Source organism: Hyphomonas atlantica corrig., assembly GCF_000682715.1.
In the GTDB taxonomy this organism is placed as follows: Bacteria; Pseudomonadota; Alphaproteobacteria; order Caulobacterales; family Hyphomonadaceae; genus Hyphomonas; species Hyphomonas atlantica.
This window is the reverse complement of record NZ_AWFH01000004.1, coordinates 81,248-106,719: the sequence shown is the minus strand read 5'-3', so window position 1 is coordinate 106,719 and position 25,472 is coordinate 81,248. Positions and strand designations below refer to the sequence as shown.

The 25,472-nt window shown below is 60.7% G+C and carries 27 protein-coding genes; 12 read left to right on the top strand and 15 right to left on the bottom strand.

The annotated features are described in order from the left end of the window. Nucleotides 1-53: 53 nt before the first annotated feature. A complete protein-coding gene (locus HY36_RS04930) occupies nucleotides 54-566 on the bottom strand; it encodes a hypothetical protein (protein WP_035549328.1) in 513 nt (170 codons plus the stop codon). A 1-nt stretch (nucleotide 567) separates the two neighbouring features. After that, on the bottom strand, nucleotides 568-1,803 hold the full coding sequence (locus HY36_RS04925; protein ID WP_035549325.1) for an argininosuccinate synthase: 1,236 nt from the start codon (nucleotides 1,801-1,803) through the stop codon (nucleotides 568-570). A 197-nt stretch (nucleotides 1,804-2,000) separates the two neighbouring features. Here HY36_RS04925 and HY36_RS17660 point away from each other — a divergent pair, with 197 nt between their 5' ends. Further along, nucleotides 2,001-3,821: a hypothetical protein gene (locus HY36_RS17660; RefSeq protein WP_162175948.1), complete on the top strand. Its 1,821-nt coding sequence runs from the start codon at nucleotides 2,001-2,003 to the stop codon at nucleotides 3,819-3,821. On the opposite strand, the gene HY36_RS04915 is transcribed toward HY36_RS17660, so the two are convergent. Further along, complete coding sequence (locus HY36_RS04915) at nucleotides 3,818-4,243, bottom strand: DUF4112 domain-containing protein (RefSeq protein ID WP_081806041.1); 426 nt, start codon at nucleotides 4,241-4,243, stop codon at nucleotides 3,818-3,820. The genes HY36_RS17660 and HY36_RS04915 overlap by 4 nt on opposite strands. Nucleotides 4,244-4,317: 74 nt before the next feature. Here HY36_RS04915 and HY36_RS04910 point away from each other — a divergent pair, with 74 nt between their 5' ends. Beyond that, complete coding sequence (locus HY36_RS04910) at nucleotides 4,318-4,674, top strand: DUF952 domain-containing protein (RefSeq protein ID WP_035549392.1); 357 nt, start codon at nucleotides 4,318-4,320, stop codon at nucleotides 4,672-4,674. Beyond that, nucleotides 4,661-5,713: a quinone-dependent dihydroorotate dehydrogenase gene (locus HY36_RS04905; protein WP_035549323.1), complete on the top strand. Its 1,053-nt coding sequence runs from the start codon at nucleotides 4,661-4,663 to the stop codon at nucleotides 5,711-5,713. The genes HY36_RS04910 and HY36_RS04905 overlap by 14 nt, the downstream gene beginning before the upstream one ends. Here HY36_RS04905 and HY36_RS04900 read toward each other — a convergent pair. The 4 genes from HY36_RS04900 to HY36_RS04885 form a co-directional block, all read right to left on the bottom strand. Then, nucleotides 5,676-6,980, bottom strand: a complete 1,305-nt coding sequence (locus tag HY36_RS04900; protein WP_035549320.1) for an MATE family efflux transporter — start codon at nucleotides 6,978-6,980, stop codon at nucleotides 5,676-5,678. The genes HY36_RS04905 and HY36_RS04900 overlap by 38 nt on opposite strands. Before the next feature lie 38 nt (nucleotides 6,981-7,018). Beyond that, nucleotides 7,019-7,753, bottom strand: a complete 735-nt coding sequence (locus HY36_RS04895; RefSeq protein WP_051602512.1) for a phosphatase PAP2 family protein — start codon at nucleotides 7,751-7,753, stop codon at nucleotides 7,019-7,021. 37 nt (nucleotides 7,754-7,790) lie between these two features. Continuing rightward, nucleotides 7,791-8,432, bottom strand: coding sequence for a DUF937 domain-containing protein (locus HY36_RS04890; RefSeq protein ID WP_035549318.1), 642 nt, complete (start codon nucleotides 8,430-8,432; stop codon nucleotides 7,791-7,793). A gap of 102 nt (nucleotides 8,433-8,534) precedes the next feature. Further along, complete coding sequence (locus HY36_RS04885; RefSeq protein ID WP_035549315.1) at nucleotides 8,535-9,848, bottom strand: dicarboxylate/amino acid:cation symporter; 1,314 nt, start codon at nucleotides 9,846-9,848, stop codon at nucleotides 8,535-8,537. 121 nt (nucleotides 9,849-9,969) lie between these two features. Between HY36_RS04885 and hrpB the strand changes: the two genes are divergently transcribed. Then, a complete protein-coding gene (hrpB, locus tag HY36_RS04880) occupies nucleotides 9,970-12,411 on the top strand; it encodes an ATP-dependent helicase HrpB (protein ID WP_035549312.1) in 2,442 nt (813 codons plus the stop codon). 56 nt (nucleotides 12,412-12,467) lie between these two features. Then, nucleotides 12,468-12,938 (top strand): OmpA family protein, encoded by a 471-nt coding sequence (locus HY36_RS04875; RefSeq protein ID WP_035549309.1) that lies wholly within the window; start codon nucleotides 12,468-12,470, stop codon nucleotides 12,936-12,938. Between the two features lie 5 nt (nucleotides 12,939-12,943). Here HY36_RS04875 and HY36_RS04870 read toward each other — a convergent pair whose 3' ends face one another. Both HY36_RS04870 and HY36_RS04865 read right to left on the bottom strand, forming a co-directional pair. Beyond that, on the bottom strand, nucleotides 12,944-13,372 hold the full coding sequence (locus tag HY36_RS04870; protein WP_035549387.1) for a hypothetical protein: 429 nt from the start codon (nucleotides 13,370-13,372) through the stop codon (nucleotides 12,944-12,946). 49 nt (nucleotides 13,373-13,421) lie between these two features. Continuing rightward, nucleotides 13,422-14,081, bottom strand: a complete 660-nt coding sequence (locus tag HY36_RS04865) for a pseudouridine synthase (RefSeq protein WP_035549306.1) — start codon at nucleotides 14,079-14,081, stop codon at nucleotides 13,422-13,424. Nucleotides 14,082-14,174: 93 nt separating this feature from the next. On the opposite strand from HY36_RS04865, the gene HY36_RS18600 reads away from it, so the two are divergent. Continuing rightward, entirely contained in the window at nucleotides 14,175-14,315 is a 141-nt protein-coding gene (locus HY36_RS18600) for a hypothetical protein (RefSeq protein WP_164473910.1), read from the top strand. Between the two features lie 77 nt (nucleotides 14,316-14,392). Here HY36_RS18600 and HY36_RS04860 read toward each other — a convergent pair whose 3' ends face one another. The 6 genes from HY36_RS04860 to HY36_RS04835 all read right to left on the bottom strand — a co-directional run bounded on the left by HY36_RS04860 (nucleotide 14,393) and on the right by HY36_RS04835 (nucleotide 20,738). Continuing rightward, complete coding sequence (locus tag HY36_RS04860) at nucleotides 14,393-14,878, bottom strand: hypothetical protein (RefSeq protein WP_155841710.1); 486 nt, start codon at nucleotides 14,876-14,878, stop codon at nucleotides 14,393-14,395. 62 nt (nucleotides 14,879-14,940) lie between these two features. Further along, nucleotides 14,941-16,374, bottom strand: a complete 1,434-nt coding sequence (locus HY36_RS04855) for a sensor histidine kinase (protein ID WP_241764147.1) — start codon at nucleotides 16,372-16,374, stop codon at nucleotides 14,941-14,943. A gap of 15 nt (nucleotides 16,375-16,389) precedes the next feature. Beyond that, complete coding sequence (locus HY36_RS04850) at nucleotides 16,390-17,922, bottom strand: dihydrolipoyl dehydrogenase family protein (RefSeq protein WP_081806039.1); 1,533 nt, start codon at nucleotides 17,920-17,922, stop codon at nucleotides 16,390-16,392. Beyond that, nucleotides 17,922-18,665: a TVP38/TMEM64 family protein gene (locus HY36_RS04845; RefSeq protein WP_035549301.1), complete on the bottom strand. Its 744-nt coding sequence runs from the start codon at nucleotides 18,663-18,665 to the stop codon at nucleotides 17,922-17,924. The genes HY36_RS04850 and HY36_RS04845 overlap by 1 nt, the downstream gene beginning before the upstream one ends. Next, nucleotides 18,662-19,441, bottom strand: coding sequence for a DUF547 domain-containing protein (locus HY36_RS04840; RefSeq protein WP_035549299.1), 780 nt, complete (start codon nucleotides 19,439-19,441; stop codon nucleotides 18,662-18,664). Before HY36_RS04840 ends, HY36_RS04845 begins: the two co-directional genes overlap by 4 nt. A 109-nt stretch (nucleotides 19,442-19,550) precedes the next feature. Further along, entirely contained in the window at nucleotides 19,551-20,738 is a 1,188-nt protein-coding gene (locus HY36_RS04835) for a serine hydrolase domain-containing protein (protein ID WP_035549297.1), read from the bottom strand. Between the two features lie 188 nt (nucleotides 20,739-20,926). On the opposite strand from HY36_RS04835, the gene rpmH reads away from it, so the two are divergent. Genes rpmH through argB form a run of 6 tightly spaced genes read left to right on the top strand, consistent with a single transcriptional unit; the run spans nucleotide 20,927 to nucleotide 25,456 of the window. Then, nucleotides 20,927-21,061, top strand: coding sequence for a 50S ribosomal protein L34 (gene rpmH / locus HY36_RS04830; protein ID WP_035549294.1), 135 nt, complete (start codon nucleotides 20,927-20,929; stop codon nucleotides 21,059-21,061). Nucleotides 21,062-21,103: 42 nt separating this feature from the next. After that, entirely contained in the window at nucleotides 21,104-21,472 is a 369-nt protein-coding gene (gene rnpA / locus HY36_RS04825; RefSeq protein ID WP_035549291.1) for a ribonuclease P protein component, read from the top strand. A 53-nt stretch (nucleotides 21,473-21,525) separates the two neighbouring features. Further along, entirely contained in the window at nucleotides 21,526-23,352 is a 1,827-nt protein-coding gene (gene yidC, locus HY36_RS04820; protein ID WP_035549289.1) for a membrane protein insertase YidC, read from the top strand. A gap of 4 nt (nucleotides 23,353-23,356) precedes the next feature. Next, the gene (gene yihA / locus HY36_RS04815; RefSeq protein WP_155841708.1) at nucleotides 23,357-23,998 is read left to right on the top strand and encodes a ribosome biogenesis GTP-binding protein YihA/YsxC; all 642 of its coding nucleotides are present in this window, start codon (nucleotides 23,357-23,359) and stop codon (nucleotides 23,996-23,998) included. A 54-nt stretch (nucleotides 23,999-24,052) separates the two neighbouring features. Further along, nucleotides 24,053-24,514 (top strand): GNAT family N-acetyltransferase, encoded by a 462-nt coding sequence (locus HY36_RS04810; RefSeq protein WP_035549288.1) that lies wholly within the window; start codon nucleotides 24,053-24,055, stop codon nucleotides 24,512-24,514. Between the two features lie 45 nt (nucleotides 24,515-24,559). Continuing rightward, nucleotides 24,560-25,456: an acetylglutamate kinase gene (gene argB, locus HY36_RS04805; protein ID WP_035549285.1), complete on the top strand. Its 897-nt coding sequence runs from the start codon at nucleotides 24,560-24,562 to the stop codon at nucleotides 25,454-25,456. Nucleotides 25,457-25,472: the final 16 nt, after the last annotated feature.

The following is a 25,472-nucleotide window of genomic DNA, read 5'->3' as shown; positions in this document are numbered from 1 at the left end:
CCGTGCTTCGACTTCGCTCAGCATGAGCGCTAGGCTTAACCCGCTACGCGCCTCTAGAATTGTAGTTGGTATTCATCATTTATTTCACGCGCAAAGTACATAAACCGCTGGCAAAACAAGCTCATCTCCGACAAGTGCGAGTTAACAGCTTCACTGAGAATTTCTATTTGAATCTCCCGCCAAGGATCACTGGCAGCGGGCAAAATGCGTCGAATAGTGAATATTCCAGTATCTACATCAAAACGGACGATGCCATGAGCCAAGAAGTTGCGTAGATCGTAGGTGGTGCGTATCTTGGAGCACAAGTATTCCGCTTCTTCTTTTAAATCGACAAGTTCGGCTCTCGTTGAAAAGAAATTTTCGAACGCGTCGACGCGGCTTTCGAAGCGGAATTTTACAGATTCTAACGCACCTTTGAATGGTGGCGTGTCGTTCAAACGAGCTAGGAGTCGTCCAATTGTAAATTCGATCTGCGCAAAAGAGCTGAGGAATCCCCCTCGGAACGTATTGAAATTATCAATTTCAACTTGAGTTTCAGGCGAAGGTGGCCGTGAAACCCAAGGCATATCAGTTCTTCCCGAACTTCCGATCGCGACCGGCCAGCAGGCGCAGGCGCAGGGCGTTCAGCTTGATGAAGCCTTCGGCGTCTTTCTGGTCATAGGCGCCGTGGTCGTCTTCGAAGGTGACGATGTCTTCCCGGTACAGAGAATAGGGGCTGGAGCGGCCGGTGAGGTAGGCTTGGCCCTTATAGAGTTTCAGCGTGACTTCGCCGGTCACCCAGCGCTGGGAATGGTCGATGGCGGCCTGCAGCATTTCACGCTCCGGGCTCCACCAGAAGCCATTATAGATCAGCTCTGCATAGCGCGGCATCAGCTCGTCTTTCAAATGGGCGGCGCCCTTGTCGAGCGTGGCCTGTTCGATGCCGCGATGCGCCGTCAGAAGGATGGTGCCGCCGGGCGTTTCATAGATGCCGCGGGACTTCATGCCGACAAAGCGGTTTTCGAGGAGGTCGAGCCGGCCAATACCGTGCTTCTTGCCATAGGCGTTCAGCGCGGTGAGCAGCGTGGCGGGGGACATTTCCTCGCCATTGATCGCGATGGCGTCGCCGCGCTCGAAGCCGATGGTGATGGTCTCGGGCTCGTCCGGGGCGTCTTCCGGGCTGATCGTCCGCATATGGACGAATTCCGGCGCGGGCTCTGCCGGGTCTTCCAGCACTTTGCCTTCGGAGGAGGAGTGCAGCAGGTTCGCGTCGACGGAGAAGGGGGCCTCGCCGCGCTTGTCCTTGGTGATCTCGATGCCGTGCTGCTCAGCGAAAGCGAGCAGATCTGTGCGGGATTTGAAACTCCAGTCGCGCCACGGGGCGATGACTTTGATGTCGGGGTTCAGGCCGTAATAGCCAAGCTCGAAGCGGACCTGGTCATTGCCCTTGCCGGTTGCGCCATGACAGACGGCGTCAGCGCCGACCATGTCGGCAATCTCGATCTGGCGCTTGGAGATCAGCGGGCGGGCAATTGAGGTGCCGAGCAGGTAGACGCCTTCATAGACGGCGTTGGCACGGAACATGGGGAAGACGAAGTCGCGGACGAATTCCTCGCGCACGTCTTCGATGAAAATGTTTTCCGGCTTCACCCCGGCGGCGAGCGCCTTGGCGCGGGCGGGCTCAAGCTCTTCGCCCTGTCCGAGATCTGCGGTGAAGGTGACGACTTCGGCGCCGAATTCCGTCTGTAGCCATTTCAGGATGATCGACGTGTCCAGTCCGCCGGAATAGGCGAGTACGACTTTTTTCGGAGCGGAAACGGACATGTCTTTGTACCTTCTATGGGGGCGCGGTGGTTGCGGGGATGCAATAGGAGTGAATGCCCGCGCTGACAAGCGGGGCAGTGGACCAGAATCCAACAAGAGTCTTCGCGGAAGGGATAGTTTGCACGTGGTTAACGCGATATACTGGCCGCGTTAAGGATAAGGTAGGCAGCTGGGGGTTAGATAGGGTCATGCTTGATATGCACCTGACAGATAGGCGCGAGCCTGTTGCAATCCTTCCCGAAAGCCTCCGCCGTGCCGTTCTGGACACGGTTCATGACCGCGCCGACGCCTCGCGCCCGGCCGTGAATGAAGTATCGTTCCGCGACCGGCTGGAAGCGCGCCGGGCGGTGCGGCCCCAGTCAACGCTGGCCATTGCCTCTGGTGTGCATCATCCGAATGTTGCGCGGGATGTGGCGCGTCGCCGGGCACAGCCTGTGCGGGCTCCGCGGCCAAAACGCCCGATCGGGGCAGGGGTGGAGCCGCTGGCAGAGCGCACGCCGCTGATGGCGCGGGCCATGTCTTCCATGAGCGGGGCCCTGCCGGCGATCACCCTGTCCAATGGGCTGACGCTGGGCGGCGGTGACGGTGATGATGCCTCTGGCATGAGCGCGCGTTTATCCAAGCTTTCACAGCTCGCCTTTGCGAGCCTTGCCGTGCTCGGCTTTGCCAGCCTGTCCTTCATGGCGGCGGACAATGCGCTGACCGATACGAGCGGCAGCGATGGCGACGAAGAGGGCGACGCAGCAGAAATGCGCGCGGCGCTTGAGGCGGTGACCAGTCAGCGGATTACCTCCAGCCAGGCATCTGCGCTGGCGATGGCAACGGCGTCCGAACCGGCAGGCATGGCGACCAAGCCGTGGTTTGATTACAAGGCGATCGCGTTCGACATTGCCGCGCGCAACGAAAAGCATGTCGAGGCCCAGCGCGCTGCAGACGCCGCCGCTTCTGCGGAGGCAGAGCGCCGCGCCGCTGCCGCGATTGCCGAGGTCGAGGCTCAGCAACTGGCGGAAGAGCAACGCCTCGCCCGCTTGGCGGAAGCGACACGCCTGGCCGATGCAGAGGTCCAAAAGCGGCGTCTGGCTGAGGAAGAGGCTGCCCGTGTCGCGCGGATGGAAGCGATCCGTCAGGCCGAGCTGGAAGCGGAACGCGAGGCCGCAGCCCGCGCCGAGGCAACCCGTCTCGCCGAGCTGGAAGCCCGCCGACTGGCCCAGGCTGAGCGGGAAGCCATGCGCCTTGCCAATCTGGAGGCCGACCGTATGGCTGAAGCGCGCCGGATCGCGGCGGCTGAAGTACAGGCTCTGCGCGGCGAAGTGCAGTATGTTTCGATGGCGAGCGCGGTGAGCCTGTCTGCCGAGCCATTGACGCCGCCCTTGCCAACCGTGAAGCCGCTCGTCCGGAAAGCGCCAGCCAAGGCCGCTGCGCCCGTGTCGAACTGGGCCGCCTATACAGGCCCGATGCCAACGACCGCGTCCCTGAAGCCCTCAAAGCCACTCGTTCTCGTGGCGCAGACGCCGGTTCAGCGCACTGCGCCAGCGGCGCTGAAGCCGAACGCGGCCCATGTGCGCACCTTCAAGAAGCCGGTTCCGGTCCAGCAGGCGTCGCAAAATGTCGAGGCCTTCATGGCGGAGCGCATCCAGCGCACCAGTGACGCGCCCCTTGCCGATGATCTTCTGGCAACCTTGCAGGCAGATTTCCTGTCGATCGTGAATACGGCGCAGGATGGCGAGACCCGCGAGCTGGCCTTGCCGAATGGCGGCGTGGTTCAGATCATGGTCGAGCAGACGACGATGCGCGAAGCGAGCCGCCCTGTCTTGAAGACCGTGAACTATTCGGTGAGCGAGTATAGCGCGGTGCAGCGCACGGTATCGGCTCAAGTCGAGCGCAGCGTGATGCTGACCTGCCGGGATATTTCCTATGTCATTCCGGGCAAGGAGCGTGGCCGGTTTGCCGCCTGCGAATCCGGCAAGGGCGAATGGTTGATCTCGCGCGCCAGCGACAAGGCCGATTCCAGCATCTAGGCGTTTGCCCTGGCCATTTTCTTCTGATGGCGCCGCGCGCGTTTGACGAGGTGTTTCTCGACTACGCGGAAATTCTTGCGGTGGGACCGGAAGAAGAAGTCGAAGACATCCCCCGCCAGAGGGACCGACCCAAGCAGCGTGTCGAAGACCAGATTCCAGACGATGTGAATATGCGCCGTGATGGGCAGTTTGTGGCGCGCCGCTGTGCCGAGGGCATAAAGGCCCGCGACACCGGTGACCGCATCGCCCGCCACAGGCACGAGGCCGAGCACGGAGTCGAGCCCGAACGGAACGCCGGCAATCCTGAAGCGCGTGTCCATCAGGTCTGAAAAGCGGTCAAACCCGGCAATCGCCTCTGCCACGGTCTGGCCATCAGGCAGGTGGAGGGTTTCGGCTTCTTCCTGAGTAATGTGGGTTGGCATGATGTGTGTCCCCAATTCCTTTCCAACAGTGACCCGATATTGCGCCCGGCGTCAAAGCCTGCTGAATGGCGCGTATGGATGACGCATATGTCTACAAGCTTCTGACCGACGACCAGTGGCGTGCCGCTGAGGCCAGCGGTGTGACCGATGTGCCGCTCGACCGGGAGGATGGCTATGTCCATCTTTCCACGGTGAAACAGGTAGGCGAGACGGCGGCAAAATATTTTTCCGGTCTTCAGAATGTGCGGCTTGTCCGCTTTCCAGTTGACCGGCTACCACCGCTCAAATGGGAAACGAGCCGGGGCGGACAATTGTTCCCGCACCTGTATACACGCCTTCAAATCGCGAAGGCCGATGCGGTCTGGCGCCTGGCCTGTGGGGCGGATGGAGCGCCGGTGATGCCAGAGGAATTGAATCATGAGCCTGACTGATCTTGGCGTTGCCGCCATCAAGTTGTTGCCACCTGAAGCCGCGCATACCGCCACGATCCGCCTGCTGAAGGCGCGGCTGGGCGTACCGATCAACCCGCCGGAGGCGCATGCGACGCTGGCCGTTACGCTGCCGAAATCCGGCCTGTCGCTGAACAGCCCGGTTGGACTGGCCGCCGGGTTTGACAAGAATTGCGATGTGCCAACGGCGATGTCGAAATATGGCTTCGGTTTTGTGGAGTGCGGAACAGTGACGCCGCGTCCTCAGCCGGGCAATCCGAAACCGCGGCTGTTCCGCCTGACGGAAGACAGGGCCGTGATCAACCGGATGGGCTTCAACAATGAAGGGCTCGACAATTTCGTGTCGAACTTGCAGGCCTATACCGGGTCTGTGCCGCTTGGCGCGAATGTTGGGGCAAACAAGGATAGCGAAGATCGTGTTGCGGATTATGTGAGGGGTGTCGAGGCAGTTGCGCCCCATGCGGATTATATCACGATTAATATTTCGTCGCCGAACACGCCCGGCCTGCGCGGGCTTCAGGACAAGGCGTCGCTTGAGGCACTGCTGACAGCGTGCGGCGCGGCGGAGCGCAATGGCAAGCCGGTGTTTCTGAAGGTTGCGCCGGATCTGGATGCTGAGGCGATTGCGGATATTTGCGGTGTGGTGCGTGGCCCTGGCGCATGGTTGTCAGGCCTGATTGTTTCCAACACGACGCTAGCGCGGCCTGAAAGCTTGCAATGCGCTGACAAGGACCAGGCTGGCGGCCTGTCGGGCGCGCCCTTGATGGATCCGTCTACAGATGTATTGGCGGCATTTGCGCGCGAATTGACTGGCGCATTCGATCTGATCGGGGCAGGGGGCATTGCGAGTGGGGCGGATGCTTATCGCAAGATCCGGGCAGGCGCGCACGCGGTACAGTTCTATTCCGCGATGGTCTATGAAGGGCCGGGGCTTGCCGAGCAGATCAACAAGGATCTTGTCCGTCTGTTGCAGGCTGACGGGTTCAAGTCTCTGGCTGAGGCGGTCGGGAAAGACCTTTGAACAGGCCGGGCACATAGATGCCCAGTGCCGCAGCGCGGAACACATACATCAGCAGGAACGCGCCCCAGACGCCGGTATTGCCATAGGCCGGGCGCAGCAACAGGTCTGCAAACAGATAGAACGCCGCAGAGATGACGCCCGCATTGCGCAGGGCGCGGCCTTGCGTCGTGCCAAGGAATAATCCGTCGAGCTGCCAGGCGGCAATGCCGAGAAATGGTACGGCCGCGCACCAGGGAAGGTAGGCCAGTGCGGCGGCCTGCGCTTCCGGATCGCGGATGAAGGTTTGCAATACCCAGCCGCCGCCGAAGAAGTAGAGCAGAGAGATCGCCGCGCCAGCGATGAGGGCGAATTCTGTTGTCAGCCGCATGGCGCGAGTGAGCCGTTTGCCATCCCGTGCGCCATAGGCTTCGCCGGCTTCCTTTTCCGCGACAAAGGCAAACCCGTCGAGCACGAAGGCCGCAACGGTGATGAATTGCAGCAGGACTTCATTGCCAGCAGTAATTGCGGTGGAAATCAGCGTGCCGGACCGGACGAACCAGGCAAAACAGAAGACGAGGGCCAGTGTGCGGATCATGATGTCGCGATTGGCCGCGAACAGTTCGGTGAGTTTCGCCCGGTCGATCAGGCGAGCATGGCCGCGAAAGGCGGGCGCGACCAGAATGAGACCGAAGCCGAGCGATATCCATTCGGCGATAGCGGTGCCTGCGCCGATGCCTGCCGGGCCCCTGTCCAATCCGGCCACGAACCATGCATCCAGCCCGGCATTCACGCCATTAAGGACAATCTGGAAGGCGAGCATCTGTCCGGTCTTGCCCGTGCCGAGCATCCAGCCAGTAACGGCAAGGCCCATGAGGTAGGCGGGCGCCCCCCAGATGCGCGCATCAAAGTAGCCTTTGGCGAGCGATTCGACCGTTTCCGTGCCTTCAAAGGCGGCGAAAGTGCCGATTTTCAGCAGGGGGGAAAGCAACACCAAAGCCAGGCCGATGGCGCCGCCCAGCATCAGGGCGCGCAGCAGGATCGCGCGCGATTCTGCCGTATCGCCCTGACCATTGGCTTGCGCCGTGAGGCCGGTCGTGGACATCCGCAAGAAGCCGAAGCCCCAATAGATGAAACTATAGGCCACCGCCGCGATTGCGACGGCTGCGAGGTCTGCCTTGTCTCCGAACCGGCCCATGATGGCGGTGTCGACCACGCCCGTCGTGGCGGTCGCGGCCTGCGCCAGGATGATCGGCACGGCGAGGGAGAAGACTTTTCCGCGGGTCAGCATTCCGGCTCGCTTAGCCTGAATGCCGGTCCGGGGCGAGCCTATTCACTGTGAAGGGCTGTGTAGAGATCGCGTGCTTCGGGAAGGGCAACCAACAGGTAGAGCGGGAAGGCCGCGGTGATCAGGATGAGGACAAACGGCACGAACTTTGCCGCATCGGGCAGGCGGGCCTCCTCATGCCGGATAGAAATGATCGTCAGCATCAGCCCCGCAAGGCCAAGGCCGGCCAGCGTGTCGCTTGGCCAATGTGCGCCGAGATAGACGCGGGACAGGGCGATCATGATGGCGAGGAGTGCAAACGCCGCAGCGATCAGCCGACCGGGCAGCTTGCGGAAGACAGCGAGGGAGAGCAGGGCCAGCGCGCCATAGATGAGGGCGGAGTTCGTCGCGTGCCCGCTGGGAAAGCTGAAGGATTCAACGCCGCCATAGAGGTCCACGGTCGGGCGGGGACGGGCGATCGTGACTTTCAGCACTTTCACGATGAGGGGCATCAGCGAGAATGTGACGCCGAACAGGATCGCCTCGCGCCAGGCCTTCGCGATGAGGAGCGCGCCAATCGTGACGACGCTGACAAAGATGAGGAAGCGGCTGTCGCCGAGCGCCGTAACCGCCAGCATCAAGAGGTTCAGAACCTCGCTGCGCAGGGCGGGAATGGCATCTGTTATGGCGCGATCAAATGCGTCGAGAGGCCAGAGACCGGCCTCGCCCAAGGCGAGACCGGCAAACAGGATCAGGCTGAGACCGGCGCACAGCCATTGTGTTCGGGATACATGCATGGGGGTTCAATGCCCCATGCCATGCCCGGTTCCAAGTCTATTGGCGGTTCATCACCATCTGGAAAATGTCGTCCATTGCGTTGCCGTCGCCATCGGCATCAAGCAGCCCGCCAAGCATGCCCACCGCGCCGGACTGCGATGGGGCTTTCGAGCCGCCACCCAGAAGTCCGCCCAGCATGCCACCCAGACCGGACTGGCCGGGCTGTGGCTGCTGGCCGCTGAGCATGCCCGCCAAGGCGCCGCCGAGGTCTGACTGTTTGGTCTGTTTCGACAGGGAGGCCATCGCCATCGACGCCACCATTGGCAGGATGGATTTCAGGACCTGCTCGCTGAGCCCGGTTTTCTGGGCGGCCTGGGCCGCGACGGCGCGGCTTGTATCCTTGGAACCGAGCAAATGGCCGAGAATGGCATTTCCGTCCGCGATGGAGTCTGCCGTGCCGAGCGTTTCGGGCCGGTCGAGATACTGCTCGTGCTGGCCATTTTGCAGCGCGCCGAGCAAGGATTGCAGGCCGCCGGGCTGTTGCACATTGCGCTGAAGACCGCCGGCAATCGCTGGCAACAGTGCCTTGATCGCTGCTTGCGCCATGTCCGGCTGCAGCCCTGTTTGCTGACCCACTTGCTGCACCGCAGCGCCATTATTGGTTTGCGTCAGCATGTCGAAAAGATTGATACCAGCCATTCCCACCTCCATTTGGCTTAACATGGGTTAGGGGTAACAATCGTTTGTTGAACTGAAAATGACCAAGCCGCGAGAAATATCAGTTTGACGTGAATAAACAGATCAGACCGGGTCGCGGGCGCGGAAGATCTCTTCATCCAGCTCGCCTTCCCATTTCGCCACCGCCGTGGCGACTGTCAGGTCTCCGGTCACATTGGTCACCGTGCGCATCATGTCCAGGATGCGGTCAAACGGGAAGAGAACAGCAATGACAACGACAATCTGTTCCGGCGTTGCGCCGATGACGCTGAGTGTCGTTGCGGCGAGGAACAGGCTGACAGATGGAATGCCTGCCGTGCCGATGGAAACCAGCGTCGCCATCAGAATGATGGTCAGATACATGCCGGCCGTCATGGGCGTGCCCATGGCCTGCGCGGCGAACAGGGCGATGACACCCTGATAGAGCGCTGTGCCGTCCATATTAATGGTCGCGCCCAGCGGCAGGACCGAGGAGGCAACCGGCTTGCCAATGCCGAGGTTTTCCCGCGCGCAGGAGATCGTCATGGGCAGTGTGGCGTTTGACGATGACGTCGAGAAGGCCACGGCCTGCGCGTCCACGGCGCCGCGGAAGAAGGGGATAAGTGGCAGGCGCAAGCCGCCGCGCACGATCAGGCCATATGTGATCAGAATGTGCAGGATGCAGGCGAGATAATGCGTCAGGGTCAGCTTGCCGAGGAAGACGAGAATATCCAGGCCGCGCTCGCCGAGTACCCAAGCCATCAGGGCGAAAACCCCAAATGGCGCGGTTTCCATGACGATCAGCGTTAGCTTCATGACGGCTTCAGCGGCGCTATTGATGACATTGGCGAGTGGCTTGCCGGCCTCGCCCGTCATCAGGATGCCAATCCCCAGCATGATTGCGAAGAAGATGATTTGCAGCACGTCGCCATTCGTCAGCGCAGCGACCGGATTGGTCGGGATGATGGAGAGCAGTGTGTTTATCAATTGCTCGCCGACGCTGCCCGGCTGCGGGTTGGCATCAAGGCGTGCCTTGGCTTCTGCGATATCGGAGGCCGAGGCGATGGACAGATCAAAACCTGCGCCGGGCTGGATCAGCGTCCCCATGAGGAGGCCGAAACTCACTGCAACGATCGTGGTCCCCATATACATGAGCAGGGCGCGTCCGCCGAGGCTGCCCAGCTTCTTCGGATCCCCCATGGCAAGCACGCCGGACAGGAGCGTCGTGAAGATCAGCGGCACGACCAGCATCTTGATCAGATTGATGAACGCGTCACCGATTGGCTTGGCCCAGGCGGTGACATTGTCGCTGGCGGCTTCAGGGCCGAGGCCATAGCGAAGGCCGAGGCCAACCGCGGCGCCGAGCACGAGCCCTGCGATCACGCGTTTCCAGAGATCAATGCCAAACCACCATTTCATGAGCGCTGCCTCCTGCCCCGATTAGCGCCAGACGGTAGGCCGCGCCGCGTGTGAAAGCAATTGCGGCCCGGCGCATTCCTGCAGCTTGCCAGCCGGATGTCGAAACGCCTATCAGGCTGGGGTGAGTGTGACGCGTCCATTCCTGCCGATCGATGATGTGCTGGCCGAGATCTGTTCCGGCCTCAGCGCGCATTCGCGACTGGTGCTTGCCGCGCCCCCCGGCGCGGGCAAGACCACGCGGGTGCCTCTGGCGCTGGCGGGATTGCTGGATGAAGCGGCGGTGATCGACGGCAAGATCCTCATGCTGGAGCCACGGCGCATCGCCGCGCGAATGGCCGCGCAACAGATGGCGAAGTCTCTTGGCGAGAAACTCGGGCAGTCGGTCGGCCTGACAACGCGTGTGGACCGCAAGGTCTCAGATGCGACGCGGGTGGAGGTCATCACCGATGGCCTGTTTACACGGCGTATTCTGTCAGACCCCGAACTGACCGGAATCGGCGCAGTCATCTTTGACGAGTTTCATGAGCGCAGGCTGAATTCGGATTTGGGACTGTCATTGGCGATGGAAGCTCAGGGCGCGCTTCGGGATGATCTCAAGCTGCTGATCATGTCCGCTACGCTCGATACAGAAAAGGTATCCAGTGTCTTGGGGGCTCCGGTGGTTGAAAGCCAGGGGCGGCAATATCCGGTCGAGACGCGCTATCTGGGTCGGTCGCAGGACCGGATTGAGGACCGGATGGCGTCAGCCGTTCGCAAGGCATTGCGCGAGGAAGAGGGGTCTATCCTCGCTTTCTTGCCGGGCGCGCGCGAAATCCAGCGTACGGCGGAGCAGTTGGAGCGTGTGCCGGACAATGTACGGGTTGCGCCGCTTTTCGGAGCGCTCAGCCCTGCGGAACAGGACGCGGCTGTTTCCCCGGCACCGGACGGGATGCGGAAAGTGGTGCTCGCGACCGATATCGCCGAAAGCGCGCTGACCATAGAGGGTGTTCGGATCGTGATAGATTCCGGGTTGTCGCGCGTCGCTGAAGATGCCGCTGGGGGGCTTGGCACGCGCCTGTCGACCGTGAAGGCATCCCGCGCGTCAGTTGATCAACGGAGAGGCCGGGCGGGGCGATTGTCGCCGGGGGTATGTTACCGCCTGTGGGACGAGGCGGCGACACGGGGCCTGATGCCTTCGCCTGTGCCGGAGATCTTGAAGAGTGATTTGTCCGGCCTCGTGCTGGCGCTGGCGGAATGGGGCGAGCGGGACGCAACGCGCCTGACCTGGATGGACGCGCCGCCAGCCGGGCGGTTGAAGGCGGCGCAAGCCTTGCTGACGACGCTGGGCGCGATCGATCAGGATGGCGCGCTGACAGCGCTGGGTTCGGAAATGGCGCGGCTGCCCTTGCCGCCTCGGCTTGGGGCACTGGTGGCCGGTGCGCCCACGCCACAGGAACGCGCCTTGGCGGCGGAGATCGCGGCGCTCGCCGGGGAGCGGGGCATGGGCGGCAACTCACCCGATCTGCGCGACCGGTTGGCCGGATTTCGCAGGGATGGCTCGCCAAGGGCGCGCAGCCTGAAGGCGCAGGCGAAGGCTTGGGGGAAGGGGGCTGCGTCCGACGGGAATCTGGCGAGTTTGCTGGCACGCGCCTGGCCGGACCAGATCGCCCGCAAACGCCCCGGAAGCGCGGGCAGTTATCTGATGGCCTCTGGCCGCGCCGCCATGTTGCCGGAGACCGAAGCGCTGGCGAATCAGGAATGGCTGGTGATCGCTGATCTCGGCGGCGCCGCGAAAGAGGCGCGCATCTCATTGGCGGCCCCGATATCTGAGGCAGACGCGTTGGAAATTGGTGGCGTTGTATCTGAAGACCGGGCGAGCTTTGACCCGAAAACCGGAAAGTTCACGGCCAGGAGGGTGAAGGCGCTGGGCGCGATTGTCCTGTCGGAAAGTCCGCTTCCAAAGCCGAGCGCCACTGTGGCCGCGCGGGCCATGCTGGATGCGATCCGCGAAGGGGGCTTTGCCGCAATTGGTGCGGACGATGTGGTGCGCGAGACGCTGGCGCGCATCACAATGCTGGAGCGCGCAGATTGCATTGCACCGGTGGCGCTCGAAGCGGAAGCCTTAATCGCCAGTGCCGGAGATTGGCTGTTGCCGCTGTTGAAACGCAAGGGCGCGCAGGTGCCGGCTGGGCATGAGGTACGCGAGGCATTGATCGCATCGCTCGACTGGCCGGTTCAGGAGGCGCTGCGCAAGGATGCGCCGCTCAGCCTGTCATTGCCCTCCGGCCAGACGGCGCAAGTCGACTATCTGGATGATCGTGCGCCGCTGGTCTCGGCGCGGGCGCAGGCCTTCTTTGGACTGAGTTTGCATCCGAAACTGGCCGCCGAACGCGTGCCCGTGACCGTGGAAATGCTCTCGCCGGGTATGAAGCCTGTGGCGACCACACAAGACCTCGGCCGGTTCTGGGGGGCAGGGTATCTGGACATGGCGAAGGACATGCGCGGGCGGTATCCGAAGCATGACTGGCCGGCCGATCCGGCCAATGCCAAGGCCCATGAAGGGCGCACGAAGAAAAGATTGTGAGGAACCGGGCTGCGAAAGTGACGTTTCTATTGGCGTAGTCACCAACGGAGACAAAGATGAAAATCGCCAGCCTGACCCTTATGTCCGCCGCTATGACGGCCCTGGCGGCTCATGCAGACTTGCCAGCGCCACCGCAGGAGCCGGTCACTTACGATCCGGCCCCGGCCGCCTGTGCGACTGAGGAATTCACGATCTACTTCGAGCGCGGTGTCACCCAGCTTGGGGATCAGGCTGAAGCGGTTCTCGATGCAGTTGCAGCGGATTCCGCCCGGTGTGAGTATTTCCGGATCGAAGTCGCCGGTCATGCCGATGCAACCGGCCCGGAGGACCTGAACGAGAAGGTTTCAGAGGACCGCGCCGAATCCGTCACAGCCGCGTTTGAGGCGCGCGATATCTCAGCGGAGCAGATCGCTATCATGCCGAAAGGCCAGGCGCGTGCTTATGCAGCGAACGGATCGATCGAGCCGTTGAACCGGAAGGCGACCGTGCGTCTGGTGCCAGTGGCCTCGCAATCACGCGACTCTTGATAGGATCAATGCGGGCGGCTCGATGGCGGGTCGCCCCATTCCATGCCCATATTCTTTTTCATCCAGTCGCCAAACGTTGCCGGCTTTTCCAGATTTTTTGGATCAAGCGAACCAAACGCAACCAGTGGTCCGTCACGCCCCTCGAGGCGAACGCCCTTTACGCGCTGGGTGCCGTCGGTCCAGTCGGCATGGGTGGAGGTGTCGAGCAGCAACATGACTTGTTCCCCACCGCGCCCTTCCACATCCCGTCCGAATACGAGCCCGTAGACTTTTTCGCGCCCGAACAGGCCGTGGCTGGAGGCTTGGCGTTTTCCATCAAGCAGAACTTCATCCCAAAGCAGATTGCGGCGCCATTGGAGGACATGCATCTTGTCGTCTTTGACGATCTTGATATCGACATGGTGCAGCGACAGGCGAACAATTTCAGCGTGCATCGTGGAATCTCCCATTATCGAAAAACGATAATTCCCTGCAGGCGGTCCGTCAAGGCAGATTGAAAGGACAGGGAGATTGAAACCGCATGGGGGATCCAGATTGCGGATGGGTGAAGGCTAATTCCGCCGCGTGCAGATGCAGCCGTGTGGCAATCCTTTCAGCTTCATCGTGGGCGTACAGCTCATCGCCCAGGATCGGGTGACCGAGTTCGGCCATGTGAACGCGAAGCTGGTGGGAGCGCCCGGTGAGAGGGGTCAGGCTCATGCGGCTGGCGACCGCACTGGATTGGGAGATCAGGTACCGGGTCTGGCTGGGCTTGCCGATTTCTCGGTCGACTTTCTGCCGGGGTCGGTTTGGCCAGTCAGTGATCAGGGGGAGATCAACGAGGCCATGCTGGGAATCGGGCCGGCCCCAGACATCTGCGATGTAGGTTTTCTCCACGCGGCCAGCCTCAAACTGGCGCGACAATTCCCTCTGCGCATCTTTTGACCGCGCGAACAGCAATAGACCGCTCGTAGACATGTCCAGGCGGTGGACGGTGAGCGCATCTGGCCAAGCTTTCTGGATGCGGGTTATGGCGCAGTCGGCTTTTTCCGGCCCACGCCCCGGCACAGACAGAAGCCCTGACGGTTTGTCGATGACGATCAGCCAGTCGTCTGTGTGAACAATTTCGGGATCATCCGGGGGAGGGACGTATTTATGAACCAAACCAATCCTGTTCTTTCGGAACCAGTCCCACCCAAGCACGTTTGCAGGAGGACGCCTTCTCTCTGGGGGCTGACTGATAAAGGAGTTACGGAAATGAAAAAGCCACTTATTGCAATTTTGTTCGGTCTTGGCGCATTCGGGCTGGCCGCGTGTGACACGAATGATGGTCCGGTTGAAGAATTCGGCGAAGAAGTTGATGAAGCCGCTGACGAAGTGGAAGATGAAGCGAACTAATCTTCCAGTCATGTATAAGCAGAAGCCAGCCTCTCGAGGCTGGCTTTTCTTTTGTTCGACTATACGACCTGATTGACTTAGCTGGTTTGTGCGTCAGGTGTGCCTTCTAGTTCCGCCTTTTGCCGATCGGACACTCTGGCGTTTGCAAAACTCTGGGCGGTCAAGTCGATCACGTCGACGATTTCGCGCGTATCCGGATTAAACAAGGCAATACGGTGGCCAAACCGCACAGTCTGTAGGTGGGATGCCTTAAGGGGGGCTTCCAGTATGATGGGAAATTCTGCGCTCGTCGCCGGGATTTCCACTGGAAGCACACGCCCCGGAACAATGGTATCTTCCAGCGGTGATCTGCTGAGGCATATGCCACGCCGCTTTATACCGATTTCACAGTCGCGACCCTGAAGCGTGAAGTCCCGATCGTAGATCGAAAAGTCCGCTTCCTGAAAATGGTCGACCGGCTGAACATCGGGTCGGGGCAGCGTAGGCTGGAGCATGACAGCCAATCCGGCTGCGGCTGCAGCGCTCGTGGAAAATAGTGCAGAAACAATGGTTTCAGGGGTCATGGGGTCCATCCGTTTGTATGATGAACCAATGCATTCCGCGCGGCTTGGTTCCGCGCTTTGTGTCAGTCCTGTGGCGGAAGTGTGAGGTGGAACACGGATCCCTCCGGCCCTGTTTCGGCAAGGGTCAGGTCTCCGCCCATGGACTGGGCAAGCTCGCGCGCAATGACGAGGCCAAGGCCTGTTCCGCTCTGACGGGTCGTCGCGGCGAAGGGGGTAAACAAATTTGCCGCGGCTTTTTCCGGCAGGCCCGGACCTGTATCTGTAAAGACGATTGTGCCTGATTCCAGACTGACAAAAATCCGCGATGGATCAGACCCGGCCGCAGACATGGCTTCGGCGGCGTTGCGGATCAAATTCGCGGCGATGCGGTGTAAATGGTCAGGGTCCGCCAGGACATGTTCCAGCATGTGTACATTGTTGATGAACTCAACAGACGGCCATGCTGCCAGCGCTTCATCGGCAGCTTCGTCGAGCGCCTGCTTGAGATCAACCTGTTCAGGTTCGGCGGGCTGAGGCATGGCCTTGCCATAATCCAACGTATCGGTGGCGAGCGTGATGGCGCGGGTCAGGGCGCGCTCAAGCCTTGGGGCAGCCTTTTGTACACGGACATCCTCAGACCGGGCGAGAGAATCGGAAACGAGCTGGGCCGATGCCAGCGAGTTGCGCAGATCATGGTTGATCTTCGCAACTGCCGTGCCGAGTTCTGCCAGATGAGAGCGCTGACGGAAACTGTCGGCCACCGCGCTTTCCATGTCGGCCAACGCGTTCTGGGCGCGGCCGATTTCGTCGCGGCGTTTGGTATGCGGCAGGCGCCGTGTCCACGATCCGGGATCCATTCGGAATTGCTCAACGCTCAATGTGACGCGCTGCATCGGGCGAACGACGAGTAGGTGCAGCAGGACGTAGATGATGGTCGCCGCGGCAAACGCGATGAGCAGTGACAGGCCTGCGATACGGCTGGCGTAGGATTGCAGCTCGGCTTTCATCGGCGCCTGCGGCAGCAGGACTTCGATGATACGATCCTCTTCTGTGCCCTTGGCTGTAACGACAAGAATGCGGTCATCTGGCGCGAAAAATGCGCCGAACATGTTGGCCACCCGGTCCATTGGTCCGGCCTCGCGCATGTCGAGTGCGTGAAATTCACCATTGAGCGGCATTTGTGGGGGAAGCAGCTGGAACCGCATCTCATCGTCCATGTCCAGCTCGGCCACACCCCAGACTTCGGCATGATCCAGCAGCCGAGCCGACAATTCTTCTGAGACCGAACGCCCCGGTGAGGCTTCAAGGGCGAGGGATGCTATCCGGGCCGCTTCGATCCGTTCGGTCAGCCAGTCATTGCGCTGGCCCGTTGCGCTCGGCACGAAGATGAAGGCTTCCACCACCAGTATGGCGAGAATTGTGAGGCCGAACAGACGAAATGAGAGACTGTCGAACCAGCGCGCCCCGGCGCGGGTTCTGGTGGCGTCCGGAAAGGTCAGGTCGGCAGCGTCTTTCACACTGCCTGACCTAGCCTACGGAATACGCTGGAGCAAGCTGACGAGCAGCCTTGCGCTCTTGCCGAATACCACGTCGGCATAGTGCGCGTTGGCGGCGCGCTTTACGCCCTCGGCGCGGGTCGGGTAGGGCGAGATGAAATTCGTCAGATCCTTTACACCAAGCCCGTTCGACATGGCGACCGAGACGAGTTGGATAAGGTCGCCGGCATCCTTGCCGACAATGGACGCACCAAGCAGTTTGCCCTTGCGTACAATCAGCTTCACTTCGCCTTCGGTGTTTGCCTCCGCTATGGCGCGGTCGCTTTCCTCGAATTTGAAGCTCGGCGCCGAGATGTCGTCGCCATGCTTCTCGCGGGCTTCGGCTTCCGTCATGCCGAGTTGAGCAACTTCCGGGGACGTGTAGGTGACGGCTGGTACGGGCAGGCTGTCTGCCTTGGTGCCCTGTTTGAAGAAGGCGCGGCGCGTAAAGACGGAGGCGTGCCAACCGGCGATATGTGTGAATTGCTCACGCCCTGCGGCATCGCCCAGTGCCCAGACGCGCTTGTTCGATTTAGAGCGCAGATTATCGCCTACAATGATGCCCCTGCGGTCATGATCTACATTGCCGGCTTCGAGATCCATGCCGTCGAATACGGTCTGGCGACCTACCGCAACAAGCAGATGGGAGCCTTCAAGCGTCCAGGCTTCCCCGCCTTTCGGCTCGGTCAGGACACGGATCGCTTCTCCGTCCTGTTCAATCTTGGTGGCTTTGTAGCCTTCCAGGATCGTGACACCTTCGTCGCGTAGCGCTTCGATGGCGATTTCGGCATGATCGCGGTCCGCCCGGCCCAGCGCCTTGCCCATTTCAACGACCGTGACTTTTGCGCCAAGGCGCGTGAATGCCTGCGCCATTTCCATGCCGATGGGCCCGCCGCCCAGAATGATCAGATGCTTCGGCATTTCAGGAATGCTGAAGATCGTTTCATTCGTCAGATAGGGGACGGTTGCCAGCCCCTCGATAGGTGGAATGAAGGCGCGTGAGCCTGTGGCGATGATGATACGACGAGCCTTGACCCGGGTGGTTGGGGAAATGATCGTGTCCGGACCGGCGAATTTGGCATGTTCACGGATGACCGTACAGCCGAGGCCTTCAAATCGTTCCTGGCTGTCTACCGGGGCAATCGTCGCGATGGAGGCGTTGACGTGTTGTTTGACCTTGTCCCAGTGGATCCGGGGAGGCGTCGTCTCGATGCCGAACTTGCCGGCATCGCGAATCTCTGCGGCGGCCTTTGCCGCGCTGAGCAGCGCTTTCGACGGCACGCAGCCTGTGTTGAGGCAATCTCCGCCCATTTCACCTTTTTCGTAGAGCACGACAGACAGGCCCAGCTGAGCGGCGCCTGCGGCGGCGGATAGTCCGGCAGAGCCAGCGCCGATCACGACAAGGTCGGCGGTCATCTCTCTCATTGGCGCGGTGCCGGCCGCGTGCGGGGCAGGGGAAGTGGCGATCTTGTCTAGGTCGGCGGAGCCGCCAAGCGGGGCGCGGGCATTCTGGTCAGCGAGATCTGTCATCAGGCGGCCTCTTCAATCTGGTTGGCTTTCTTTGGAAAGAATTTCTTCCATGCCACCGGCAACAGGGAAACGACCCCAAGCGCGATGGCGGCGGGCAGCAGGTTCTGGAAGACCGATGCGAGATCGGGATCTTCCCCCTTCGCAAATGTCGCGCCCAGGCCTGCACCTACCCATGTATACGCAACAACGCCCGGAACGATCCCAAGCGCGGTGGTAATGGCATAGTCGCGATATTTTGCACCGAGGATGGCTGGCAGGATGTTGGCGACGGGAAACGGCATCGCGGGGATGAATCGCATGGCAAACATGTATGCCATCGGACTGTTCTGGAACTCGGTGCGGACCTTCTCCGCATAGCCGCTCGCAATCTTGCGCATGAACCCGCCAAGAGACGTTTTCGCGGCGAGGAAAAGCAGGCTCGCGCCAAACGTTGCGCCAATGACCGTGGCCAGAGTGCCGCCCGCAAGACCGAACAGGAAGCCACCTGTGATCGTGATCCACAATGCGCCTGGAAGCATGAAGACCGTGCTGGCGGTGTAGATTCCGATATAGGCGGCGATGGCGAGGATCAGATTGTCCTCGACAAAAGCGCGAAGCGCGGCCTGTTGCCGGCGCAGGGTCTCAAGCGACAGATAGTCGAAAAGGCCGAATGCCCAGGCTGCGACGAGGCCGCCGGCAATCAGGTAGAGCGGCCAGAGGCGGAGCCAGATCGGCTTTGATTTTGTGTCAGCTGCGTCAGTCATTGGGCGGGGTCCGTCCGGGTGTCATTGAGCGACCAGTCATACTCATAGCCGCGAATTTTGGGATTAGTGCGAATTTTTTCTGCAAGGGCGGGTTCGGCGTATTCAAGCAGGTGATTGATAACGCCACCTTTCGACCCGCCGAAATCAGCCTGAAACCATTTGTAAATCGAAGACACCGTCAGCCCACGGGAAGACACGCTGACGCCGCGTGGATGATTGACATAGGCCCGCGTGGCCGCATCCAGATCTTCATCAAGTGTGTCTGCGGTCCACGCACGAATTGCCAGGTTCGGGCAGCCATAGGACGCGCAATTGATGGCATAATGTACCCGAGGGTCCTTGAAGCGTGGACGCAGAATGTCGTGCTCAATCGCGTCGAGGGAGACGTCATCGCCGCCCACCGAAACGGAAACCTTTTTCCAGGGGCCGCCAAAAACATAACCATCCCGGATCGAGTCCAGCGGATAGCGCTCAAGAATGTGCCGGACCGTGACGGCGTTGTAGAGGTTGGCCCAGGCCGCGAATTCTGCGTCACCAGTGGTGGAAAGGTCCCGGGTTTCGAAACCGGCGATATAGGCATCCAGCGCGGCGCGATCCGCTTCGTTGCCTGCCAGGGCCTCATAGTCCACGCGATTCAAGCCATCTGCGCTCTCTATCACATAGGTCTCAAGCAATCGCGTCCAGTCATCGTCCGACTGGGCCAGGGCTGGTTGCATGAGAAGTGCCGCAAGGGCGATGCTGGCAAGAATTCGGGGCAGGGATAGAAATTTGGGCATGACGCATCTGGTATGTGGCTGGACTATGGAGACCACCACATAGGCCAAGGGCTCCCGGAAATCCCGTCACGTCTGCGTGCGCTGCGCTGACAGGCGCGTGAGCCTGGCGTCAGTGACTGCCCGCTGTGACTTCACCGTCAAGCTCCATCCAGTCGCGGAAGGGCAGGTTATAAGCCATGTCCATGACTTCGAATCCGATCCCGTTTGGCTTGCGGGAGCTGGAGTTCCAGAGGATGACCACGCCCGTGTCGCGTTCTGGGTCGAACAGGATGTAGGAGCGATAGCCCTCCACCGCGCCGCGATGGCCAACAACGCGGTAGCCGGGCTCTCCATATTTGTAGACCCGCCAGCCGAGCGCATAACGTGCGTCACGTACCGTCCCGCTATAGCGCCGGGACATGCTGGATTGTTCTCGACGGGTATAGATGCGGGGCGCCTGAAGCATGTCCAGGGCGGAGTCGCTGAGCACTTCCGGCAACAGGCCCATATGCGCGCGGGCGTAGAGCGCGAGGTCCCGGATCGAGCCATTCACGCCGCCCGCCGCAGGGACGCGATAGTAATCGTCATTCACGATCTTCTTGTCAGGAGGGCCAAGATCGCGGCTGCGTTTGGAGTGCGGTTTAGCCCAAGAGGGGGCGCTTTCCAGTCCGGCGCGGCCAATACTTGCTGTGACCATGCCAATTGGTTTGAAGACGGATGCCTCCACGGCGTCTGCATAGCGCGATTGGGTCACGTCTTCGATGACTTCGGCAATGCTGTCATAGGCGACATTCTGATAGGTGTGGCAGTCTCCAACCGGACAGATGGATTTCAGGGACCGGAGACTGGTGCGAATGTCGGCGGCCTCCCAGCCATCCTCAAGGCGCGTGTCGTAGGCGTTTGGCAGAATGCCCAGCCGGTGAGACAGCACGTCTTCAAGCGTTGCCTTCGCCTCTCCGCCATTCGGCAGGCGCAGGGTGGTCGCGAATTTGGAGACGGGGTCAGTAATGTTCAGGCGAGCCTGGCTTGCCAAGATGGCGACTTCGGTGGCGGCCACGCCTTTGGAGAGGGACGCCCAGCGGAACACGGTTTCGTCCGTCACGGGGGGGCCGCCCGCTTCGGTGACGCCATACCCCTTGGAGAATGCGATCTCGCCTTGATCAATCACGGCAACGGACAGGCCAACAATATCCTGATCGGCTGCCAGCCTGGAGAGGCGTGCATCAAGGCGCTCATAATCAATCGATTGGGCTGTTGCCGGGGCCGAGAAGGCCAGAATCGCGCTCAGGCTGGCAAGAACGATATGTTGAAACCGCATGATACCTCTGAAATATCTGCACCCCGCCACCTTTGGGAGAGTTCCCAAGACTCAAGGCTGATGTAAAGTGCCCCAGACCGGTTGAAGCGGATTTAATGCGAAACTGGCTGAGGCTGCGGCTTGACTTCAGGGCTGTGCTGCCTGTATTGGCCCCTCTTTCCGAGATACTTAGCTTTTAGAGCAGACCCATGAAACGCACATTCCAGCCCAGCAATCTTCGCCGCAAACGCACTCACGGCTTCCGCGAGCGTATGTCGACCAAGAATGGCCGCAAGGTGCTGGCACGTCGCCGCGCCAAGGGCCGCAAGTCGCTGACCGCTTAAGACGGCCGGCCAGGGACCGCTTGATTGCAGGCGGCAGAGGCCATGACCCGCGAGACACACGAGTCTGAATTTGAGGTCGTACGCATGCGCGTGCGGCCTCAATTCGTTTATGTGCGTCACGGCAAGACCGAGCGGCGCAAATCCCTTCTGGTGCAGGCCAGACGGCGCAAGGGCGCGGACAGTGACGCGCATATGGGCGAAGGCTTTACCGCGACCAAGAAGATCGGAAATGCCGTCATTCGTAACCGCTGCAAACGGCGCCTGCGCGAAGCGGCGCGTGTTCTCTTGCCGCAGCATGGCAAACCGGGCTGGGATTATGTCTTCATTGCCCGTAAAGACACCGCTGACATTGCGTGGCCGCGTTTGCTTGACGATATGGAAAGCGCGCTGATAAGCCTCGCCGCTGATTAACCCAGATGCCGCCGCTTCCGGCGTGCTGACCAGACTTGCCGGGATCCCGCCAGATGGAAAAAGAAGACCAGCGCAATTTCCTGATCGCCATGGTCGCAATGATTGCGTTTGTGTTTGCGTATCAGGCCTTCATCATGAAGCCTGCGCAGGAAGAGTTCGAAGCCAATCAGGCCGTCCGCGAAGCCGAACAGCAAACCGGTCCGGTCGTGTCTTCCGACGCCCCGGCCATTGCCGAGATCAAACCGGTTCAGGAAGCTCTGGAAGATGACGTCCGCGTGCCATTTGATGCCGCGTCTGTGGATGGGTCGATTCGGCTGGCTGGCTCACGCATCGACGATCTCAGCCTCAAGAAGCACTATTTGACCGTCGAGAAGGAACAGGAAGTTCGCCTGTTTCGCCCGGAGAATTCCGAATTCGGCTATTTCGCAACCTGGTACTGGGCTGACGGCTCGAAACTGGTGGCTGGCCGCAACTCGAATTGGACGCAGGTGGGGGAAGGGCAGCTGACGCCCGGCAATCCGCTCACCCTGCGCCTCGAGTCTGAAGGCTTGGTGATTGATCGCGAGATCTCTGTTGATGAAGACTATTTGTTCACCTTCACCGACACGGTGACGAACAATTCCGGCGAGCCGCGCCAGGTGCGCGCCATCGGCTCGATTGAGCGTCATGGCGACTACAAGCAATTCCTAGAAACCACAGATCCTGGCTCATCCTCCAAAGGCGGGCTCGCGCATATGGGCCTCATGGGTGTGGTCGATAACGAGCTGCGCCTGAAAAAGTACAAGCCATTGTTCCAGTTGAAGGACATCAAGGGCGAAACCAGCGAGGGCACGTTCCCGTCCAGCCAGGGCGGCTGGTGGGGCCTGTCAGACATGTACTGGCTGGGCGCCCTGGTGCCGCAACAGGACGCGTTCTTTGCCGGTCTCGTGGACAAGCGGAAACTGTCACGTGGCGGGCCGCTCGAAGTGCGCACAGAGTCTGCGCCGATCACACTGGCGGCGGGTGAAAGCCAGACCGTATCCAACAGCCTGTACGCTGGCGCCAAGCGGTTTGACGTACTGCAGCACTACCAGAATGATCTGGGCATTCCGCGCATGGTCGATGCCATTGACTGGGGCTGGGCCTTCTTCCTGACCAAGCCCTTCTTCTACGCGCTGGAATGGCTGTCCGGCATCGTGGGCTCGTTTGGCTGGGCGATCCTGGCCTTCACGGTTTTGGTGAAGTTGCCGCTCGTGCCGCTCTACAATCAGAGCTACAAATCGATGGCAAAGATGAAGAAGCTGCAGGAGCCGATGCAGGAGATCCGGGAACGCTTCAAGGCCGACCCGCAACGCCAGCAGCAAGAGATCATGAAGCTTTACAAGCAGGAGGGCGCGAACCCGGTGGGGGGCTGTCTACCGATCCTGTTCACGATCCCGATCTTCTACGCGCTCTACAAGACACTTTATGTCACCATCGAAATGCGCCACGCATCCTTCGGATTCCTGCGTGACCTGTCTGCGCCGGATCCGACGGCTATCGGCAATTTGTTTGGCCTGATCCCGTTCTGGTCGGCAGCGGACATCAAATCCATCCCGATCCTCGGCATTATCATTGGCATCGGTATTCTGCCGATCCTGTATGGTGTGACCATGGCAGCGATCCAGACGCTGAGCCCGCCGCCACCGGACCCCACCCAGCGCCGGATCATTCAAGCCATGCCGCTGGTCTTCATGTTCGTATTCGGCGGTTTTGCGGCAGGTCTCGTCATGTACTGGGTGTGGTCGAACCTGCTGTCCTTTGCACAGCAATATTTCATCATGCGCCGGAACGGCGTCGAGACCGAGATCGGCAAGTTCGTGAAACGGCTGTTCGGCGGCAAGGCAAAAGCGACGGATTAAGCCGATGGATATGGATGGTGGCTTCAGTGAAGAGGCGCTCGAAGCTGGCCGTGTCCTGTTTGCCGGCCCTGTCGAGTTCGTCAAAGGCGTGGTGGACCTGAAAGGTCTTCCGCCTGCAGACCGTGCCGAAGTGTGCTTCGCGGGCCGGTCGAATGTCGGCAAATCATCGCTCATCAACGCGCTGACAAATCGTGCAAAACTGGCGCGGTCGTCCGCAGAGCCCGGACGCACGCGAGAGCTGAACTATTTCGATCTTGGCGAAGGACGCGTGTACCTCGTCGACCTGCCGGGCTTTGGCTATGCCAAGGTCAGCCGAACCCAGGCTGAGGGCTGGATGCGCCTGACGCGTTCCTATCTGCGCGGGCGGCCCTCGCTGCGACGTGTCTTCCTGCTGGTCGATTCCCGCCGCGGCCTGATGGATACGGACGAAGAGGTCATGAACATGCTCGACAAGTCGGCTGTGACCTATCAGATCGTGCTGACGAAAGTCGACAAGATCAAGAAGTCTGAAGTGGATGCGCTGGTCGACAAGATTTCCACCAAGCTCAAGAAGCGCGGCGCGGCCCATCCTGTCGTGCGCCAGACCTCGTCTGAAAAGGGGTGGGGGATTCCTGAACTGAGAGCCGAAATAGCCGGGCTGGAATAAGGGGGCGTCTCTGGGTAAAGAGTTGCCGTGATCTGCAACTGGAGGTTCTCCCACATGGCCGTTCAAATCTGCGAAGATGATGTCTCCAGCGACGAGATGTTGGCGCTTCTCCAGGCGCACGCCGATCTGATGCTCTCTCAATCACCGCCCGGGAGTTGCCATTTCCTGCCCGCTGAAGGCTTGCGCGTGCCCGAAGTGACAGTCTGGTCGATGTGGGAGGATGAGACGCTTGTCGGCTGTGGCGCGCTGAAGGCGCTGCCGGATGGGGCAGGCGAAGTGAAGTCCATGCACACTCGTTCTGACATGCGGGGGAAGGGGTATGGGCGCCAGATGCTGGAGTTCATTCTCAGCGAAGCGGCGCGGCGCAATTACTCAGCGCTCTATCTGGAAACCGGCTCGATGGACGGCTTCATTCCTGCTCGCAAACTCTATGAAGTTTATGGCTTCGACTATTGCCCCCCGTTTGGCGGCTACACGCTGGATCCGAACAGCGTCTACATGAATCGGGCGCTCTAGGATTCGCATTTGTCCTGTCGGCAAACCCGCGCTAAAGGGGCGCCCATGACAGACCAGATTTCAGACGCACAATTCACCGCCCGCACGCTTTCCGAAGCGCTGCCCTATATCCAGCGTTACGCCGGCAAGACAATTGTCGTGAAGTATGGGGGCCACGCCATGGTGGACGAGCGCCTGTCGGCGATCTTTGCGCGGGATGTGGTCTTGCTGAAGACGCTCGGCATCAATGTTGTCATCGTGCATGGCGGCGGCCCGCAGATCGGCAAGCTGCTAGATCGTCTCGGCATCGTGTCGGAGTTCAAGGGTGGTTTGCGCGTGACCGACGAAGCGACGATGGAAGTCGTCGAGATGGTTCTGTCCGGTCCGATCAATAAATCCATCGTGCGGGCCATCAATCAGGCTGGCGGCAAGGCGGTTGGCCTGTCGGGCTCGGATGGTAACCTGATCCAGGCGGAAAAGGCCCAGAAGACCGAACGCGATCCGGACAGTCACATTGAGCAGGTCCTCGATCTCGGTTTCGTGGGCGAGCCAAGCGCAGTGGACACAAGCGTACTGGATGCCTTACTCAAGTCCAACTCACAACTCATTCCCGTGGTCGCGCCAGTCGGCGTGGGTAAAGACGGGCATCGCTATAATGTGAATGCGGACACGTCCGCGGGTGCGCTTGCGGCGGCCCTCGGGGCGAGCCGCCTGTTCCTGCTGACGGACGTGGCTGGTGTTCTGGACAAGAACAAGAATTTGATGCGCGAGATTGCGGTGGACGCGATTCCGGACCTCATCGCGGATGGCACAGCTGCAGGTGGCATGATTCCGAAGCTTGAAACGGCGGCCCAATCCGTAAAACATGGAGTTGGGGCGGCAGTAATCCTCGATGGGCGTGCACCGCACGCCCTGCTCATGGAGCTATTTACCGAACATGGTGCAGGTACGCTCATTTCTTAAATGTCTCGGCCTCGTC